This is a genomic window from Streptomyces sp. CB01881, assembly GCF_002953255.1.
GTDB lineage: Bacteria > Actinomycetota > Actinomycetes > Streptomycetales > Streptomycetaceae > Kitasatospora.
In genome coordinates, this window is sequence record NZ_CP026498.1 from 5783423 (window position 1) to 5801133 (window position 17711).

The 17711-nt window shown below is 72.2% G+C and carries 15 protein-coding genes; 10 read left to right on the forward strand and 5 right to left on the reverse strand.

Going from position 1 to position 17711, the window contains the following annotated elements; genetic code table 11:
- The first annotated feature begins 103 nt into the window (after positions 1-103).
- Positions 104-1771 carry a fumarate hydratase gene (locus C2142_RS15000; RefSeq protein ID WP_148643104.1) on the forward strand — a complete coding sequence of 556 codons (1668 nt, stop codon included), beginning with the start codon at positions 104-106 and terminating at the stop codon, positions 1769-1771.
- Between the two features lie 115 nt (positions 1772-1886).
- Here C2142_RS15000 and C2142_RS15005 read toward each other — a convergent pair whose 3' ends face one another.
- The gene (locus C2142_RS15005) at positions 1887-2645 is read right to left on the reverse strand and encodes a GntR family transcriptional regulator (protein WP_148643105.1); all 759 of its coding nucleotides are present in this window, start codon (positions 2643-2645) and stop codon (positions 1887-1889) included.
- Positions 2646-2850: 205 nt separating this feature from the next.
- Here C2142_RS15005 and C2142_RS15010 point away from each other — a divergent pair, with 205 nt between their 5' ends.
- Together C2142_RS15010 and C2142_RS15015 are read left to right on the forward strand one after the other, a co-directional pair.
- Positions 2851-3138 carry a hypothetical protein gene (locus tag C2142_RS15010; protein WP_148643106.1) on the forward strand — a complete coding sequence of 96 codons (288 nt, stop codon included), beginning with the start codon at positions 2851-2853 and terminating at the stop codon, positions 3136-3138.
- A gap of 22 nt (positions 3139-3160) precedes the next feature.
- A complete protein-coding gene (locus C2142_RS15015) occupies positions 3161-3403 on the forward strand; it encodes a type II toxin-antitoxin system RelE/ParE family toxin (protein ID WP_148643107.1) in 243 nt (80 codons plus the stop codon).
- A gap of 169 nt (positions 3404-3572) precedes the next feature.
- On the opposite strand, the gene C2142_RS15020 is transcribed toward C2142_RS15015, so the two are convergent.
- Entirely contained in the window at positions 3573-3836 is a 264-nt protein-coding gene (locus C2142_RS15020) for a hypothetical protein (protein ID WP_148643108.1), read from the reverse strand.
- 215 nt (positions 3837-4051) lie between these two features.
- On the opposite strand from C2142_RS15020, the gene C2142_RS15025 reads away from it, so the two are divergent.
- The 3 genes from C2142_RS15025 to C2142_RS15035 all read left to right on the forward strand — a co-directional run bounded on the left by C2142_RS15025 (position 4052) and on the right by C2142_RS15035 (position 10332).
- Positions 4052-7030 carry an AfsR/SARP family transcriptional regulator gene (locus tag C2142_RS15025; RefSeq protein ID WP_148643109.1) on the forward strand — a complete coding sequence of 993 codons (2979 nt, stop codon included), beginning with the start codon at positions 4052-4054 and terminating at the stop codon, positions 7028-7030.
- A 701-nt stretch (positions 7031-7731) separates the two neighbouring features.
- Complete coding sequence (locus C2142_RS15030) at positions 7732-8433, forward strand: class I SAM-dependent methyltransferase (RefSeq protein ID WP_148644799.1); 702 nt, start codon at positions 7732-7734, stop codon at positions 8431-8433.
- Positions 8434-8487: 54 nt separating this feature from the next.
- On the forward strand, positions 8488-10332 hold the full coding sequence (locus tag C2142_RS15035) for an ATP-binding SpoIIE family protein phosphatase (protein WP_148643110.1): 1845 nt from the start codon (positions 8488-8490) through the stop codon (positions 10330-10332).
- A gap of 111 nt (positions 10333-10443) precedes the next feature.
- Here the strand turns inward: C2142_RS15035 and C2142_RS15040 are convergent, their stop codons facing one another.
- Entirely contained in the window at positions 10444-12633 is a 2190-nt protein-coding gene (locus C2142_RS15040; RefSeq protein WP_148643111.1) for an MMPL family transporter, read from the reverse strand.
- Between the two features lie 156 nt (positions 12634-12789).
- On the opposite strand from C2142_RS15040, the gene C2142_RS15045 reads away from it, so the two are divergent.
- On the forward strand, positions 12790-13416 hold the full coding sequence (locus C2142_RS15045) for a TetR family transcriptional regulator (RefSeq protein ID WP_148643112.1): 627 nt from the start codon (positions 12790-12792) through the stop codon (positions 13414-13416).
- Between the two features lie 130 nt (positions 13417-13546).
- Here C2142_RS15045 and C2142_RS15050 read toward each other — a convergent pair whose 3' ends face one another.
- Positions 13547-14503 carry a LysR substrate-binding domain-containing protein gene (locus C2142_RS15050; RefSeq protein ID WP_241002590.1) on the reverse strand — a complete coding sequence of 319 codons (957 nt, stop codon included), beginning with the start codon at positions 14501-14503 and terminating at the stop codon, positions 13547-13549.
- A 191-nt stretch (positions 14504-14694) separates the two neighbouring features.
- On the opposite strand from C2142_RS15050, the gene C2142_RS15055 reads away from it, so the two are divergent.
- The 3 genes from C2142_RS15055 (at position 14695) to C2142_RS15065 (ending at position 16261) form a co-directional block, all read left to right on the forward strand.
- A complete protein-coding gene (locus tag C2142_RS15055; protein WP_148643114.1) occupies positions 14695-15246 on the forward strand; it encodes a peroxiredoxin in 552 nt (183 codons plus the stop codon).
- 5 nt (positions 15247-15251) lie between these two features.
- The gene (locus C2142_RS15060) at positions 15252-15794 is read left to right on the forward strand and encodes an alkyl hydroperoxide reductase (protein WP_148643115.1); all 543 of its coding nucleotides are present in this window, start codon (positions 15252-15254) and stop codon (positions 15792-15794) included.
- A 137-nt stretch (positions 15795-15931) separates the two neighbouring features.
- Entirely contained in the window at positions 15932-16261 is a 330-nt protein-coding gene (locus C2142_RS15065; RefSeq protein WP_148643116.1) for a hypothetical protein, read from the forward strand.
- Here C2142_RS15065 and C2142_RS15070 read toward each other — a convergent pair whose 3' ends face one another.
- A complete protein-coding gene (locus C2142_RS15070) occupies positions 16262-17704 on the reverse strand; it encodes an AI-2E family transporter (protein WP_174315648.1) in 1443 nt (480 codons plus the stop codon).
- Positions 17705-17711: the final 7 nt, after the last annotated feature.

Genomic DNA, 17711 nt, shown 5'->3' on the forward strand with positions numbered 1-17711 from the left:
TCACGCAGGCCGACCTGTCCGCGTGCGACGTTTCGCCGGGTCCTACCCTTGAGGGTGCTTCGCCGACGCAGCCGGACACACTGGAAACCTAAGGACCGCCCCCATGGCTCCCACGCCAGACTTCGAGTACAGCGACCTCCTCCCCCTGGGCGCTGACCCGACCCCGTACCGCAAGCTGACCTCCGAGGGTGTCTCCACCGTCGAGGCCGGCGGTCGCACCTTCCTCCAGGTCGAGCCCGAGGCCCTGCGGCTGCTCACCGCCGAGGCGATGCACGACATCTCGCACTACCTCCGGCCCGCCCACCTCGCCCAGCTGCGCCGCATCCTGGACGACCCGGAGGCCAGCCCCAACGACCGCTTCGTCGCGCTGGACCTGCTGAAGAACGTCAACATCTCGGCCGGCGGCATCCTGCCGATGTGCCAGGACACCGGCACCGCGATCGTCATGGGCAAGCGCGGCCAGAACGTGCTGACGCAGGGCGGCGACGAGACCTCCATCGCGCGCGGCGTGTACGACGCGTACACCAAGCTGAACCTGCGCTACTCGCAGATGGCCCCGGTCACCATGTGGGACGAGAAGAACACCGGCAACAACCTGCCGGCCCAGATCGAGCTGTACGCGACCGACGGCGACGCCTACAAGTTCCTGTTCATGGCCAAGGGCGGCGGCTCCGCCAACAAGTCGTACCTGTACCAGGAGACCAAGGCCATCCTGAACGAGGCGAGCATGCTCTCGTTCCTGGAGCAGAAGATCCGCTCGCTCGGCACCGCCGCCTGCCCGCCGTACCACCTGGCGATCGTGATCGGCGGCACCAGCGCCGAGTTCGCGCTGAAGACCGCCAAGTACGCCTCCGCGCACTACCTGGACCACCTGCCGACCGAGGGCAACGCCAAGACCGGGCACGGGTTCCGCGACCTGGAGCTGGAGGCCAAGGTCACCGAGCTGACCCAGAAGATCGGCATCGGCGCGCAGTTCGGCGGCAAGTACTTCTGCCACGACGTGCGCGTCGTCCGCCTGCCGCGCCACGGCGCCTCGCTGCCGGTCGCGATGGCCGTCTCCTGCTCCGCCGACCGCCAGGCACTGGGCAAGATCACCGCCGAGGGCGTCTTCCTGGAGCAGTTGGAGACCGACCCGGCGAAGTACCTGCCGGACACCACCGACGAACACCTCGACGACGACGTGGTGCGCGTCGACCTCAACCAGCCGATGTCCTCGATCCGCGCCGAGCTGTCCAAGTACCCGGTCAAGACCCGGCTTTCGCTCACCGGCACCCTGGTCGTCGCCCGCGACATCGCGCACGCCAAGATCAAGGAGCGCCTGGACGCCGGCGAGGGCATGCCCAAGTACCTCCAGGACCACCCGGTCTACTACGCCGGCCCGGCCAAGACCCCCGAGGGCTACGCCTCCGGCTCCTTCGGCCCCACCACGGCCGGCCGGATGGACTCCTACGTCGACCAGTTCCAGGCGGCCGGGGGCTCGATGGTCATGCTGGCCAAGGGCAACCGCTCCAAGCAGGTGACCGACGCCTGTGCCGCGCACGGCGGCTTCTACCTCGGCTCCATCGGCGGCCCGGCGGCCCGGCTCGCCCAGGACTGCATCAAGAAGGTCGAGGTCCTGGAGTACGCCGAGCTGGGCATGGAGGCCGTCTGGCGCATCGAGGTCGAGGACTTCCCCGCGTTCATCGTGGTGGACGACAAGGGCAACGACTTCTTCCGCGAGACCACCGAGGGCCCGCTGATCACCAACCTGCGGGTGCGCTCGAAGGAGTAGTCACTCCCGCCCCCTCGGACCGCCCCGGCCGCACCCCTGCGACCGGGGCGGTCCGGGTTCGGCCGACCGGCGGCCCGTCCGACGGGGCCGGGAGGCCCGGGACCGGGAGGCTCGTTCACGCGTCGAAGTCGTACTCCAGGACGTAGGAGGCCGCGTCGAGCGTCATCTCGTTCAGCTCGACGACCTGGCCCTCGTCGGCGAAGGCCGTGCGGCAGATCAGGATCACCGGCGTGCCCGCCGAGAGCTCCAGCCGGGCGCTCTCCTCGGCGCTGGGCATGCGGGAGCGGACCTCCTCGCGGAAGTGCACCGGCTTCGCACCGATCTCCGCCAGGCGCGCGTACGTCCCGCCCGGGCCGGTGTCCTCGCGGGTGATCGCCGTCCCCGCGACCAGGCCGGCCGGCAGGTAGGACGTCGACAGCAGCACCGGCTTGCCGTCCAGCACGAAGCGTCTGTGGCGCACGCACATCGGCGCACCCGGATCGGCCCCGAGCACCCGCGCCACGTGCTCCGGCGCCCCCTGCTCGGTGACCGAGACCTGGTCCACGACCAGCGTCCGCCTGTCGATGTCCGCCGACCATATCGACCGGCCCGACCCCCACTGCCCCTGGGCGAGCCGCTGGATCCCGCGCCGGCGCAGCGGCCGGAAGTCGCGCACGAAGACCCCCGCGCCCCTGCGCGCCTCGGCGATACCCTCGCTCTGCAGCACCCCGAGCGCCTGACGCGCGGTCATCCGGGCGACGCCGTACTCGTCCATGAGGTCGTTCTCGCCGGGGAGGCGGTCGCCGGCACGGTACTCGCCGGCGTCGATGGCCGCCTTGAGCGTGTCGGCGATCCGCTGGTACTTGGGCTGTTTCTCGCCACTGCTGCCGACCATCGCACTCTCCCTCTTCCTCGCTGGAAATCGTAGGCGCGACCACACCCACCGGTAAGCCGATAGGACTGGTACGACCGTTGACATCTCTAGAGATATTAGCTTCTCTAGAGATGCTGGGTAGTCGCCGAGCAGAAACCGAGCCACGACAGCGACCAGGGCCGGCGCAGCCACCGCCACGCCCGTACCAGAGCAAGGGAGCACTGCGGTGAGCACCCGTAAGCGCGACTCCGCCCCGGCCTACCGGCCGCGCGTGGGCGAACTCGTCCTCGACACCAGGACCGGCCGCACCGGCGTCTACATGGACACCCTCGGCGGCGAGCACTACCTGCGCCCGACCGCCGGCGGCCGCGAGTGGACGACCCGGCCCGACCAGGTCGGCCCGGCCCCGGACGACCCCGACCCCGACCCGGCCGACGACCCCCACGCCCGCCTGCACGCCCGGCTCGCCGCCCGCAACAGGAACTCCCGCCTCAACGAGAGCCAGGTGGCGTGAGGGGCGCGCGAACGGATGGAGCATGTGTACACACGGGACACCCGTTACGCACAAGCTCCTGCGCGCCACGGCGATCACCGTCCTGCGCAGGCTCGCCGAACTGGAGTCGGACCCGTTCGGCGTCAACACGACCGCCCTGGTGGGCAGCCCCGAGTACCGTCGGCTCCGGGTCGGCGACCACCGGGCCGTCTCCACGGTCAACAACGGGGCGCCGCTGATCCTCGTGATCCGGGTCGGACACCGCTCGACCGTCTATCGCGACTGAGCGCGAACAAAATCCCGACGCGCGGGTGAGCCACTGCGAACCGTCGGACAGTTCGCCATATGCAGCGATTTCTCCGGTGATTCGACCAATCAGCGCCGTTTCACATCAATGACGACGAATGCCCTGCACCCCACGACTCGTGGGGTGCAGGGCACTGGTCCGCACACGATTACGGGTGGCTGGCGATAATGCCCTGCGGCTCGTAGACCTCGCCCGGCTTGCCGGTGGCCGGGGTGACGGGCTCCACCACGCGCTCGGACTCGCCACCGAACAGGTCGTCCTCAAGGTCCGCCTTCTGGCCGGCGGTCGGCTCGGTGTACTCGGCCGGGTTCGAGGAGGCGGCCACCGCACCCTCGACAGCCTTGCCCGCCTCCACAGCGGTCTCCTGGGCCGGCGTGGTCGGCGCGGGGGTCTCGCTCTGGTTGTTGGCCATGGGCGGCCGCCTTTCGGTCATCAAATGTCTTCAGCCCCACCGGCTTGGCGCGGGCGCGTCGCCAGTATCGTAGGGTTGATTAAATGTCCGATAAACATCGTGCGGCTTGCCGTGCCGTCCGGCAGAGTCGGCCCTCCGCCTAAGCTGAAGCCGCTACACGGCGGACCGCCGAGCGCCCTTCGCGGAATCGACACCACAGGCCATCGGGGGACTTCATGGAGTTTCGGGAGACGCCGCCCGCACCGGCGCTGCGCTTCCAGGTACTCGGTCCTGTCCAGGCATGGCTCGACGGCAAGCCCCTCGCACTCGGCTCGCCCCAGCAACAGGCGGTCCTCACCACTCTCCTGCTGCGCGCGGGACACCCCGTCACCGCACAGGACCTCGTCGACGGTCTCTGGGGTGACCGGCCACCCACCCAGGCCGTCGCCGCCCTGCGTACCTACGTCTCCCGCCTGCGGTCCGTCATCGAACCGAAGCGCGAGGTCCGCAGGCCGGCCGAACTGCTCGTCTCGGTGGCCGACGGCTACGCCCTCCACATCCCCGGCGAAGCCCTGGATGTCGCGGTGTTCGAGAAGCTCGCCGCCGAGGCCGCGGCAGCCCGGGCATCCGGCGACCTGCACGAGGCACACCGTCTGCTCCTCCAGGCCCTCGGCCTCTTCAGCGGCCGCCCGCTGACCGGCGTCCCCGGACCGTACGCCGAGGCCCAGCGCCTGCGGCTGGCCGAACGCCAGATCGCGGTGGCCGAGGAGAGGTGCGCCGTCGCACTCGACATCGGCCAGCACGCCGAAGTGGTCGGTGAGCTGAACTCACTCACCGCCGAGCACCCACTGCGTGAGCGGCTGCGCGAACTGCTGATGCTCGCGCTCTACCGCTGCGGGCGGCAGGCCGAGTCGCTGGGTGTCTACACCGACACCCGCAAACTCCTGATCGACGAACTCGGCGTCGAGCCGGGTGTCGGGCTGTCCGCCATGCACTCGCGCATCCTCGCGGCCGACCCCGCGCTGACGGCTCCGGTCGCGGCCGCTCCCGCCCCCACTACGCGTGAGGACAGCGTCGCCGGGCCGCCGGCTCCGGCCCAGCTTCCCGCCGATGTGTCGGACTTCAGCGGGCGGACCGCCCTGGTGGCCGACCTCTCCGCCGTGCTGATGAACGCCACCGGACAGGCGGTCGTCGTCACCTCACTCGCCGGCATCGGCGGCGTGGGGAAGACCACCCTCGCCGTGCACGTGGCACACCGGGTCCGCGCCGAGTTCCCGGACGGGCAGCTGTACGTCGATCTCCGGGGCGCGGGCGCCTCACCGGCCGACCCCGCCGTGGTCCTCGGTGACTTCCTGCATGTGCTCGGCGTCACCGAAAGCCCCGACTCCCTCGACCAGCGCGCCGCTCTCTACCGGTCGCTGCTCGCCAGCCGACGCATGCTGATCCTGCTCGACAACGCCCAGGACGCCGAGCAGATCCGGCCTCTCATCCCGGGTGTGTCCGGGTGTGCCGTACTCGCCACCAGCCGATCCCGACTCGCCGGGATGCCCGGCGCACACCTGGTGGACGTCGAGGAGCTGACGCCGGAGGAGGCGTTGGCGCTCTTCTCGGCCATCGTCGGCGAGCTGCGCGTCGCGGCCGAACCCGAGGCCGCGATGGCAGTCGTCACGGCCTGCGGCTTCCTCCCCCTGGCCGTCCGCATCGCGGCGGCCCGGCTGGCCAGCCGGCCCCGGTGGAGTGTCTCGGACCTGGCCCGTCGGTTAGCCGATCAACGGCGCCGTCTGGACGAGCTCCAACTCGGCAACCTGGCAGTGGAAACCACCATCGGACTGGGCTACGGGCAGCTCTCCCCTTCCGAGGCCCGCGCCTTTCGGCTGCTCTCCCTCGTCGACTCGCCCGATCTCCCGCTCGCAGCCGTGACGGAGGTTCTGGGCGTCGACGTCTCCGAGGCGGAGGACCTCGCCGAAGCGCTGGTCGAAGCCAACATGCTGGAGTGCTTCACGCCGGGCCGCTACCGCTACCACGACCTGCTCCGGCTCTACGCCCAGCGGCAGAACGAACGGACCGGGGACCTCGCCGAACAGCAGGCCGCCGTCCGACGCCTTCTCGACCTGCTCCTGGCGACCGTTCGCAACGCGGCGCAGGCGATCGAGCCCGATGACCAGCTACCCGAGCCGCTGAACGATCCCGACTCGACCGGCCTCGTCCTGCTCACGAGCGAATCTGCCCAGGAGTGGCTGCGCACCGAGATCGCGCTGCTGCTCAGCTCGGTCGAGGCGGCCGTCCAGGGGCCTAGCGAGTTGCTGCGGCCCGCTGTCGACCTGCTGATCGTCCTGGACAGCCTGGTGGAGGACCCGACCCATGGGTCCCGCGTGCGTCGGATGCTGGAAACCGCGGCCCGGAACGCCGAGGTCTACGGGGACTCGGCAGCCCTGGCCCGCGTTCACTTCGCCTTCGGCACGCTGCAGTCGATCACCAACGACTTCCAGAGTGCCGAGCAGTCGCTGCGCAAGAGCCTCAGCCTCCAGGACGCCGACGACATGACGGTGCTCCAGTCGGCTGCCGCCAACACCCTGGGCATCATCCTCAGCCTGGCCAGCCGCTCCGCCGAGGCACTGCCCTTCTTCGAGCAGGCACTCGCGATCAGTCGTGTGGTGGGTACGCCGATCGGCGAGGCCCGGCTGCTCGGCAACATCGCCCGCGCCCAGCTGGGGCTCGGGCAGACCGAGACCGCCGTCCGCTCGGTCACCGACGCCGTCGCCACCGCGCGCGCGTCCAAGAACGGCCCGTGCCTGGCCGACACCCTGTACCAGCTCGGGGTCGTTCTCTCCTCCACCGACGAGCCCGGTACCGCCGTCGGGCATCTGCGCGAGGCTCACCGGCTCTACCAGTCGCAGCAGAACCGCCTCCGCGAGGGCTACACGCTCGCGCGCCTCTCCTCAGCCCTGCTCGCCGCCGGCCAGCACGCCGAGGCAGCCGAGGCGGCCGAGGAGTCCCTCGCCATCGGGCTGGAGATGGACTCCGCCTACTGCCAGGGCCTGGCCAATGCCGCGCTCGGCGAGGCGCTGCTCGGGCTCGCGCAGCCGGCGCGCGGGCTGGCGTGTCTCCAGGAGGCGCACGTCGTCTTCACGCGGCTCGGTGTGCCGGAGGCCTCCCCCGTGGCGGACCTCATCTCCCAGCAGCACACCGAGCCCCTCTCTCCCCCCGCGCCCTGAGCCTCCGTCCCCCGACGGGAGGCTCCCCCCATGAGCGTTCGGTGCTCCCGCAGCCCCCCGGCTGCGGGAGCACCCTCAACGCTTCCCCGGCGCTGGACTCCACTGTGCACCGGACCGATTGACGTTCAATAAACGTCGGATTGTCAGCCTGGCGCAGCGGAAAATCGCAGGTCAGGCCCACAGTGACAGCGCACCGTGCGGCGCGCGGCGCCCAGACGCACCACCCCGGCCCGCAACCCCGTGCTTCCGCAACCCGGGTCCCAGCGCCCAACTGTCACGAGTTGGCCGGAAACGGACCCCATGACGGAGTGATCACGCATATTCTCAGATGCCAGTACACACATGAGTGCACTTATCCGGCAGAGCATCCGGAAACGGCGGCGCGGCGGCGTCCCCACGGTGCAGAGTGTCCCTGTGCGCGGAGCCGTATCCGCGCACGGAACGTCTCTGCGCAGAGTGTCTGAGTGCAGTCGGGTGTCAGAGTGCAGTCAGTGTGACGCGGGGAGCGTGACGTACCGCCACCGGCAGCGGGCCGGCGAGGCAGCACGGGCGCCGGGACGAACGGCGGCCCGGCCTCGTACGCCGAGTACAGCCGACCGGAGGCCCGGGTGGAAAGGTGCCTCTCAATCGTGACGACCGGACAGATATCCGACCCGTTCCCCCTCGACGAGGACGCGGACGGCGGTGACGAGCCCGACGTACTGCACCGGCGTGCCGAGCGCGCCCTGCAGGCGGTCGCCTTCGACACCATCGGCGCCGGCTACGCCGAGGCCTTCCCCGCCAAGGACGGCCAGCTCGCCTGCGGGCGCCGGCTGCTGGCACAACTCGAACCGGGCGCCACCGTGCTGGACATCGGCTGCGGCACCGGCGACCCGACCGTCCGCCAGTTCGCCGCCGCAGGAATGCGCGTCACCGGCGTGGACCTCTCGGACGTGATGCTCACGCTGGCACGCGGCACCGGGCAGCACGGCCCGTACCCGTACCCGCCCGAGTTCCACCGCATCGACATGTACGACCTGGCCACCGACCGGGCCGGCCACGCCTGGAACGTCCCGTCGCTCGGCCCGGCCGGGCACGGCGGGTTCGCCGCCGTCACCGCGTTCTTCTCCCTCATCCTGCTCCCCCAGGACGAGATCCCCGTCGTGCTCGCCCGGCTGCGCGAGCTCCTGCGGCCCGGCGGGCTGCTGGCGCTCGGTATGGTCGAGGCGGACCTGGATCACGTTCCACTCCCGTTCCTCGGACGGGAGCTGCGGATCAGCGGGTATCTGCGCGAGGATCTGGAACGGGTTCTGGTGGAGGCCGGGTTCGCCGTCGAGGATCGGTCGGGGTATTCGTACGCGCCGGCCAGCACCTCGCTGCCGCCGGAGGAGCAACTGTTCCTGCGCTGTCGACGCGTCGGCTGAGACCAGCGCACCCGGAAACACCAGCACCCGACACCACTCCCAGGACAGGCAGCCGTGCGCGACCAGCTCAAACCCGAGGCCGGACAGCCGCCTGCCCTTCCGGGCCAACGCCGCCCGCCACCTCGCGAAACCGGTTCCGGTGAGGTCGCCGAGCGCCTCGCCCTCCTCGACCACGCCACCCGGCGGGTCAACAGCGCCCTCGACCTGGCGGCGACGCTGCGCAACATCTGCCGGGTGCTGGTGCCGACCCTCGCCGACGCCGCCATCGTCCACCTGCGCGACCCGCTGCCCAACGTCGAGCGCGAGCCCGGGTTCCCCGACGAGCTGCGGATCCACCACAGCCTGGGCACCCGGCTGGGCCGCCGCGGCCGGCCCACCGCCGGGGGCGACCACCGCGGGTCCCGGCACGGCAGCCGGTACGGCTCGCGCTCGACCGCCGACACCGGACCCGCCACGCCGGTCACCCGGGGCGGCGCGCTCGCCCACACCCTGCTCAGCCGCCGCCCCGCCGAGGCCGCCGTCCTCGGCACGGCGGGCCGGGACGACGGGACGACCGACCGCGCCACCGAGCGGACCACCGAGCTGCTGCGCGAGCTGTACGGCGCCCGCGGGCTGGCCCGGCTCGGTGCCGGCAGCTCCGTGCTCGCCCTGCCGCTGCGCGGGCGCAAGGCCGTCCTGGGCCTGCTGGTGCTGATCCGCCGGCCGCCCGAGAGGACCGGCCGCCCCGGCTTCGACGCCGCCGACACCGCGACCGCCGCCCACCTCACCACCCAGGCCGGCCTGGCCGTCGACACCGCGCTGCGGTACGCCCGCGAGTGGGAGATAGCCAACGAACTCCAGCGCAGCATGCTGCCGTTGCGCCTCCCCCAGCCGCACGGCGTCCGGCTCTCCCAGCGCTACCTGCCCGGCGAGCGCGGCGCCCAGGTCGGCGGCGACTGGTACGACGCCGTTCCGCTGCCCGGCAACCGGGTGGCGCTGATCGTCGGCGACGTGATGGGCCACTCGCTCACCTCTGCCGCCATCATGGGCCAACTCCGCACCAGCGCACAGACCTTGGCCGCGCTCGACCTGCCGCCGCACGAGGTGCTGTACCACCTCGACGAGCAGGCCCAACGGCTCGGCCGCGAACAGCACCTGGCCACCTGCGTGTACGCGGTCTACGACCCGATCGCCAACCGGGTGGTGCTCGCCAACGCCGGACACGTGCCGCCGGTACTGGTCCGGCCGGACGGCACGGCCGAGCTGCTGGAGCTGGACTCGGGCGCACCGATCGGCGTCGGCGGTGTCGACTTCTCCTCCGTCGAACTGCCCGCCCCGCCCGGCTCCGCACTGCTGCTCTTCACCGACGGCCTGGTCGAGACCCGCAACCGCCCGATCAGCGACGGGCTGGAGCTGCTCCGCGCCCGCCTCGCCACCGTGCAGCCGCAGGCCCCCGAGCAGCTCTGCCAGGAGGCCCTGCGGATCCTGCCGCCGGGCGACCGCGGCGACGACATCGCGCTGCTCGCCGCCTGCTTCGACGGCATCCCGGCCGGCGACGTCGCGCACTGGTACCTCCAGCCGCGCAACGAGACCCCGGGGCGGGCACGCCGGCTGGCCGCCCACACGCTGCGCCGCTGGGGGCTCGAAGGGCTCAGCGAGGCGACCGAGTTGATGGTCAGCGAGCTGGTCACCAACGCCGTCCAGCACGCCACCCGGCCGGTCACCCTGAGCCTGGTCCGCACCACCCGGCTGCGGTGCGAGGTCGGGGACGACAGCCCGCTGCTGCCGCGTCCGCGGCGCACCGGGCCGGAGGACGAACGCGGGCGCGGGCTGCAGATAGTGGCCCGCTGCGCCGAGCGCTGGGGTGCCACCCGGCTGGGCACCGGCAAGGTGGTCTGGTTCGAGCAACGGCTGCCGTGACGGGACGCGGCCCCCGGCGAGACCGCCGGGAGCCGCGCGAGTGCCGCGAGTGCCGCGAGATGGTGCGGTGGTGATGCAGTGGTGCGGTGGTGATGCGGTGATGCGGTGGGCTCAGACCCGCTCGGGGGTCTTCACGGGCTCGCCGGAGGGCCGCTCCAGCCCGGCCATCAGCTGCTCGCCCTCCATGTCCACCCGCGGCACCACCTTCTCCAGGCTCTTCGGGAACCACCAGGCCGCCCGGCCGAACAGCGCCATCGCGGCCGGCACCAGCGCCATCCGCACCACGAAGGCGTCCACCAGCACGCCCACCGCCAGCGCGAAGCCGATCGGCTGGACGATCGGGTCGTGGCCGAAGACGAAGCTGCCGAACACCGACACCATGATCAGCGCCGCCGCCGTGACCACCCGCGCGCCGTTCTTCACCCCCGCGACCACCGCGTCCCGCGGCGCCATGCCGTGCACGTGGTGCTCCTTCATCCCGGAGACCAGGAACAGCTCGTAGTCCATCGCCAGCCCGAAGAGCACCCCGATCAGCAGGATCGGCACGAAGCTCACCACCGGGCCGACCTTGGGCACGTCGATCACCCCGTCCAGCCAGCCCCACTGGTAGACGGCGACGACGGCGCCGAGCGAGGCGGTGATGCTGAGCAGGAAGCCGGCCACCGCCTTCAGCGGCACCAGGACCGAGCGGAAGGCCAGGGCCAGCAGCACCACCGCGATGCCGACGATCACCGCGACGAACGGCGGCAGCGCGTCGCCGAGCTTGGCGGAGACGTCGATGTTGGCGGCGGTGGTGCCGGTGACGTCGATCCGCGCGCCCGTCGCGGCCTGGAGCCCGTCGCGCTGGTCCCTGATCTCGTTGACCAGTTGCCTGGTGTCGGCGTGGTCCGGGCCGGTGCGCGGGATGACGGTCAGCAGCGTCGTCCGGCTGGGTCCGTCGACGGCCGGCGGCAGCAGCGTCTGCACGCCCTTCAGCGAGCCCAGCTTCGCCGCCACGCCCTGCACCGCCTGCTCCGGCTGCGCCGCGCCCTTGGCGTCGACGACCACCACCAGCGGCGCGTTGAAACCGGGGCCGAAGCCGTCGCTGATCAGGTCGTACGCCTTGCGGGCATCGGTGCCGGCGGCCTGCGAGCCACCGCCGGGCAGGCCCAGGCTGAGGCTGGCCGCGGGCACCGCGAGGGCGGTCAGCGCGGTCAGCCCGGCGAGCAGGACGGCCAGCGGCCGGCGCACCACGAACGTCGCCCAGCGCTCGCCGAGGGTCGTCCTCCCCGACGGCCGCACCGCGCGCTGCCAGACCGGCAGCCGGTCGATGCCACGGCCGGCGAAGCCGAGCAGCGCGGGCAGCAGGGTGATCGCGACGAGTACCGCCACCACCACGGCGCCGGAGGCGGCCAGGCCCATGACGGTCAGGAACGGCACGCCCGCGACGGCCAGCCCGGCGAGGGCGACGACCACGGTCAGGCCGGCGAAGACCACCGCGCTGCCGGCCGTCGCGTTGGCGCGGGCGGCGGCCTCGTCCGGCTCCAGGCCCTCGGCGAGGTGGCGGCGGTGCCGGGAGAGGATGAACAGCGCGTAGTCGATGCCGACGGCCAGGCCGACCATCAGCGCGAGCACCGGCGCGGTGCTGATGATCTCGAACGAGCCGGAGAGTGCGAGCAGCCCGGCCATCGCCACGCCGATGCCGACCAGGGCGGTCAGCAGCGGCAGCCCGGCGGCGACCAGTGACCCGAGGGTGATCACCAGCACCACCCCGGCCACCGCGAGCCCGACCGCCTCGCCCCCATCGACCTGCGCCATCTTGTTGTACGCGTCGCCGCCGAAGGCCACGGTCAGCCCGGCCGCGCGGGCCGGCTCGGCGGCCGCCTTCACCGCGTCGCGCTGCTGCTCGGTGATGTCGCCGAGCTTGTGGTCGAAGGAGACCAGGGCGATCGCGACCCGGCCGTCCGGCGAGACCGCGCCGGCGGCGTACGGATCGGGCGCGGCGGAGACGCCGGGAGCGGTGGCGATCCGGCCGACCGCCTCGGTGACGGCCTTGGCGGCCTCCGGTGCGGTGATCCCGCCGGGGCCGCCGGCGGCGAAGACCACCTGCGCCGAGCCGTGGCCCTGCTCGGGGAAGGTGCCCTTGATCCGGTCCAGGGTGCTCTGCGCCTCGGTGCCGGGGACCTTGAACTCCTCGCTGGTCTTGCCGGCGAACGCCCCGGCGGCGCCGCCGACCGCGATCAGCACCGCGATCCAGACGGCCAGCACGGCCCGCCTTCGCCGGAAGCAGTAGCGGCCCAGTCGGTAGAGGTACGTGGCCATGGGTGACCCCTCGGTCTGATCGGTCGGGCAGGCAGGTGCCTGAACAGGTCCCGGCCCACGGTACGCGCAAGTTGTTCAAGTGACAAAGTCGAGCGACAGGAGTGGATGACCAATTCACTCGACCACGTTGCTTGACCATGGCGATACCCTGAGTCAATGGCCCACGTCCCCGCCTCCGAACGACGCCCGCAGCTGATCCGGGCCGCGATCGACCTCATGAGCCGCGAGGGCGTCGCCGCCGGCAGCACCCGTGCGATCGCGGCCGAGCTGGGCGTGGCACAGGCGACGGTGCACTACACCTTCGGCACCAAGAAGGACCTCTACCGGGCCGTCACCGAGCAGCTGATGGCCGACTTCATCGAGCAGGTGCACGCCGCCTCCCCCGGCGACGGGCCGTTCGGGGAGCAGGTGCGGACGCTGGTGCACGCGCTCTGGACCAGCACCGTCGCCGAGCCGGGCCGGTGCATCCTGCTGGCCGAGGTCGAGACGCTGGCGATGCGCGACCCCGAGCTGCAGGAGATCATCCGCGGACTCCAGGGCGAGACCGAGCGGATCGCGGCAGCCATGCTCACCGCCCTCGCCGACGCGCACGGCCTGACGCTGGCCCTGCCCGCGCGCGAGGTCGCCATCCAGTTCCTGGCGGGCTTCGACGGCCTGTGCGGCCGCCACCTGGTGCTCCGGGCCGACCACGCGGAACCCGACGAGGAGGCACTGCGGGCACTGGACCTGCTGGTCGCCACCACCGTCGGACTCTGCCTGGGCACGCCGGCACGGGCGGCCTGAGCCCGCGACGGGCGGCACGCGGGTGGCCCGAGCCGGGGCGGCACGCGCGCCCCGCCCCTGAACGGCCGCCGACGACCAGCCCTCGGCCGCCCGTGACCCGCCCTCGGCCGCCCGCCCCGGGCCGGCGCCGCTACGACCCGACGATCCGGACCGGCAGCTCCGCCAGCACCTCGCGCAGCGACCCGGCAAAGCGGTCGTACTCGGCGCTGCGGGCCGAACCCGGCCGGGTGGCGAGCCCGATCCGGCGGCCCGGCGCGGGGGCGGCGAAGCGGACGGCGGCCAGCCGGTCGGTGCGGCCCGCCTCGACGTCCAGCGCGGTGGCGGGCAGCAGGGTGACGCCGAGGCCCCCGGCGACCAGCTGGACCAGGGTGGAGAGGCCGGCCGCCCGGGTGGTGGAGCCGCCGGCCTGATCGGCGCCGACCTCGCGGCAGATGTCGAGGGCCTGGTCGCGCAGGCAGTGACCCTCCTCCAGCAGCAGCACGTCCAGGTCGAGCAGCACGTCCCGGGGGACGTCGACCCGCCCGGCGAGCGGGTGGTCGGGCGGGGTGACCAGGACGAAGTCCTCGTCGAACAGCGGGACGTCCCGGGTCGGCGAGCCGCCGCCGGCCGGCAGCGCGAGCAGCAGGACGTCGAGCCGTCCGCCGGCCAGCCCCTCCAGCAGCGAGGGCGTGCGCTCCTCGTGGACGTGCAGCTCCAACTCGGGGTAGCGGTCGCGGACCAGGCGCAGCACGTCCGGCAGCAGGTACGGGGCCACGGTCGGGATGACGCCGAGGTGCAGCGGGCCGGTGAACGGCCGGCGGGCGGCCTCGACCTCCTCGGTGAGCCCCTGCAGGGAGGCCAGCACCCGGCGCGCGTGGTCGAGCACACGCTCCCCCAGCGGAGTGACGATCACCTTCCGCGTCGTACGCTCGACCAGCTGCGCGCCGAGCGACTCCTCCAGCGCCGCGACCGCCCCCGACAGCGCCGGCTGGCTGGTCCCGGTGGCCGCCGCCGCCTCCCGGAAGTGCCGGTGCTCGGCCACCGCGACGAAGGCCCTGAGCTGGGCGACCGTCGGCGTACGCGGTCCGCGGACTGTGGCGCTTGCCACAGGGGTCTCGGGTTTGGGCGCGACGGCCCTGCGGGGCCTGGGGCGGGAGGGGGGCGTGGGGGTATTGATAACTCTCTCCGATCAGACACATCGAGTCTAGCTATTTCCCTGATCAGTCCACGATGTGGAATCGTAGGACGTGTCCGCAATCCGGACAAACTCCCCTCAGTCTCACTTCAGGAGAAGCGAACGTGCTCACGATCGGTGACAAGTTCCCCGAGTTCGAACTCAACGCCTGCGTCGACCTGGACGCCGCGAACGCCTTCGCCGAGATCAACCACAAGTCCTACGAGGGCAAGTGGAAGATCGTCTTCTTCTGGCCGATGGACTTCACCTTCGTCTGCCCGACCGAGATCGCCGCGTTCGGCAAGCTGAACGAGGAGTTCGCCGACCGTGACGCCCAGATCCTCGGCGTCTCCGGCGACTCCGAGTTCGTGCACCACGCCTGGCGCAAGGACCACAAGGACCTGCGCGACCTGCCGTTCCCGATGCTGGCCGACGTCAAGCACGACCTGATGCGCGCCTGCGGCGTCGAGGCCGCCGACGGCACCGCCCAGCGCGCGGTGTTCATCGTCGACCCGAACAACGAGATCCAGTTCGTCATGGTGACCGCCGGCTCCGTCGGCCGTAACCCCAAGGAGGTCCTGCGGGTGCTCGACGCCCTGCAGACCGACGAGCTGTGCCCGTGCAACTGGACCAAGGGCGAGGACACCCTCGACGCCCAGGCCCTGCTGGCGGGCTGACCACCATGGCCCTCGACGACCTGAAGTCCGCCCTCCCGGACTACGCCAAGGACCTCAAGCTCAACCTGAGCGCGGTCATCGGCAACTCCGACCTCCCCGCCCAGCAGCTCTGGGGCACCGTGCTCTCCTGCGCGATGGCCACCCGCAGCGCCGCGGTGCTGCGCGAGCTGGAGCCCGAGGCCAAGGCCAACCTCTCCCCGGAGGCGTACAACGCCGCCAAGGGCGCGGCCGCGATCATGGGGATGAACAACGTCTACTACCGGACCACGCACCTGCTCTCCGACAAGGAGTACAGCAGCATGCGGGCCGGCCTGCGGATGAACATCATCGGCACTCCGGGCGTCGAGAAGATCGACTTCGAGCTCTGGTGCTTCGCGGTCTCCGCCATCAACGGCTGCGGCCAGTGCCTCGACTCGCACGAGGCCGTGCTCCGCAAGGCCGGCGTCGAGCGCGAGGTCATCCAGACCTCGATCAAGATCGCCGCCGTCCTCCAGGCCGTCGCCGGCGTCCTCGACTCCGAGGCCGCCCTGGCCACCGTCACCGTCTGACGGCCCGAGCCACACCCAGCGGGCCCCGGCCCGGACCCCAAAGGTCCGGCCCGGGGCCCGTCGGCGTTGCGCGCCGGAACCGTGCCGGCCCGGTGCGGCGTCCTGGGGGAGGAAGATCCACTCTGGGGGGACGACGCATGGCCGATCTCAGGCAGCCACCACCGCACTCGGTCTGGCCGACCGTTTCGCTGATCACCTGGGGCCTGGTCGCGATCACGGTCGCCGGGTGGCTGGCAATCACCATCGCGGTGGCCGGCTTCGGCGACGACGGTTACGCCGTCGCGTTCGCGCTGTCCCCGCTGGCCGGCCCGCTGCTCGGCGGGCTCTCCGCGTGGGCGCTGATGACCCTCACCCCCGCCCGCGACTGGGCCCGGGTGGTGAGGATCGCCCTGACCGGTCAGGCGGCGCTGTTGGGCGCCGTGGCCGCGCCGGTGATCCCCTACCTGGGCTTCGCCTCCTTCGCCTAGCTAGTCGGCGGCCGCAGCCGGGGCCGGGGCCTCGGTGTGGCCCGCCCGCGCCGCGGCGGCCTCGCGGGCGGCTTCGAGGGCGGTGAAGACGGCCTGGCCGGCCTCGTTGCGGCGGCGCAGGTGGGTGACCACGGTATTGGTGACCGCGATCAGCGGGACGGCGACGATGGCGCCGCCGATGCCGCCGATGATGGAGCCGGCGGCCACGCCGAGGACCACGCCCAGCGGGTGGACGCGGACGGCCCGGCCGAGGATCAACGGCTGGAGGATGTGACCCTCCAGCTGCTGGACGGCGACCAGCACCACCAGCACCATCAGCGCGGTCCACGGGGTCGTGGTGACCAGCGCGATCAGCACCGCGACCGTCCCGGTGACCAGCGCGCCGACCAGCGGGACGAAGGCGCCCAGGAAGATGATCACCGCGAGCGGCAGCGCCATCGGCACGCCGAGCAGCTGGATGCCCGTGCCGATGCAGACCGCGTCGATGAAGGCCACGCAGACGGTGCCGCGGACGTACGCGGTGAGGGTCGCCCAGGCCTTGGGCCCGGCCCCGGCCATCGCGTAGCGGGAGTGCCGGGGCAGGCCGCGCAGCGCCCAGTTCCAGATCCGCTCGCCGTCGTAGAGGAAGAAGAAGGTGGTGAAGAAGGCGAGCAGCACGGCGGTGAGCACCTCGACGGCGATCTGCGCGCCGGTGAGGCTGGCCGAGGTGATCTGCTCGGTGTTGGTGCTGATCGCCTTGGTGATCTGGTTGGCGAAGTCGGTGATCTGCTGCTGGGTCAGGTGCAGCGGGCCGGTGATCAGCCAGTCCCGGAGCTGGTCGACACCCGCCTGGACCTTGGTGGTGACGGTGGACAGGTTGGTGGTCACCTGCCAGACGACGAACCAGCCGACCAGTCCGATCCCGGCCAGGCCGCTCATGAACACCCCGCCGGCGGCCAGCGAGCGCGGCACGCCGTGCCGGCGCAGCCAGGAGACGCTGGGCTCCAGCAGCGCGGAGATCAGGAGCGAGGCCAGGACGGCGAAGGCCACCAGCCGCAGCATGTCGACGACCGTGAAGACGACGTAGAGCGCAGCGCCGAGCAGCAGCAGCCGCCAGGTCGACTCGGCGGCCACCCGCAGGCCCCACGGCACGGCCTCGGCCGGGGTGGCGGGCCGTCCGGGGTGGAGCTCGCGGCCGAACGCCCCGTGGGTGGGCAGCGCCGCCGGGGCCGGCGCGGCGTGCGCCGCGGACGCGGTCCGTGCCGGGGCGGCGGCCTCCTCGCGGGGCGACGGCAGTGCGGCCGGGACGGCCACCGGTGCGGGCAGCGGCGGCACCTCGACCGGCGGCTCGTGGTAGTCGGCCGCCATCGCGGCGCGCCGGCGCCGTTCGATCACGGCGACCGCGCTCGCCACCACGGCCGCCCCCTTGGCCATGGCCTTGAAGGCCTTCCCGCCCCGTGCCATCGTCACT

Coding starts and splice junctions, on each gene's coding strand:
- C2142_RS15000 (WP_148643104.1), top strand. CDS start 104: ATGGCTCCCACGCCAGACTTCGAGTACAGCGACCTCCTCCCCCTGGGC.
- C2142_RS15005 (WP_148643105.1), bottom strand. CDS start 2,645: ATGGTCGGCAGCAGTGGCGAGAAACAGCCCAAGTACCAGCGGATCGCC.
- C2142_RS15015 (WP_148643107.1), top strand. CDS start 3,161: ATGTGTACACACGGGACACCCGTTACGCACAAGCTCCTGCGCGCCACG.
- C2142_RS15020 (WP_148643108.1), bottom strand. CDS start 3,836: ATGGCCAACAACCAGAGCGAGACCCCCGCGCCGACCACGCCGGCCCAG.
- C2142_RS15025 (WP_148643109.1), top strand. CDS start 4,052: ATGGAGTTTCGGGAGACGCCGCCCGCACCGGCGCTGCGCTTCCAGGTA.
- C2142_RS15040 (WP_148643111.1), bottom strand. CDS start 12,633: ATGGCCACGTACCTCTACCGACTGGGCCGCTACTGCTTCCGGCGAAGG.
- C2142_RS15045 (WP_148643112.1), top strand. CDS start 12,790: ATGGCCCACGTCCCCGCCTCCGAACGACGCCCGCAGCTGATCCGGGCC.
- C2142_RS15060 (WP_148643115.1), top strand. CDS start 15,252: ATGGCCCTCGACGACCTGAAGTCCGCCCTCCCGGACTACGCCAAGGAC.
- C2142_RS15065 (WP_148643116.1), top strand. CDS start 15,932: ATGGCCGATCTCAGGCAGCCACCACCGCACTCGGTCTGGCCGACCGTT.
- C2142_RS15070 (WP_174315648.1), bottom strand. CDS start 17,704: ATGGCACGGGGCGGGAAGGCCTTCAAGGCCATGGCCAAGGGGGCGGCC.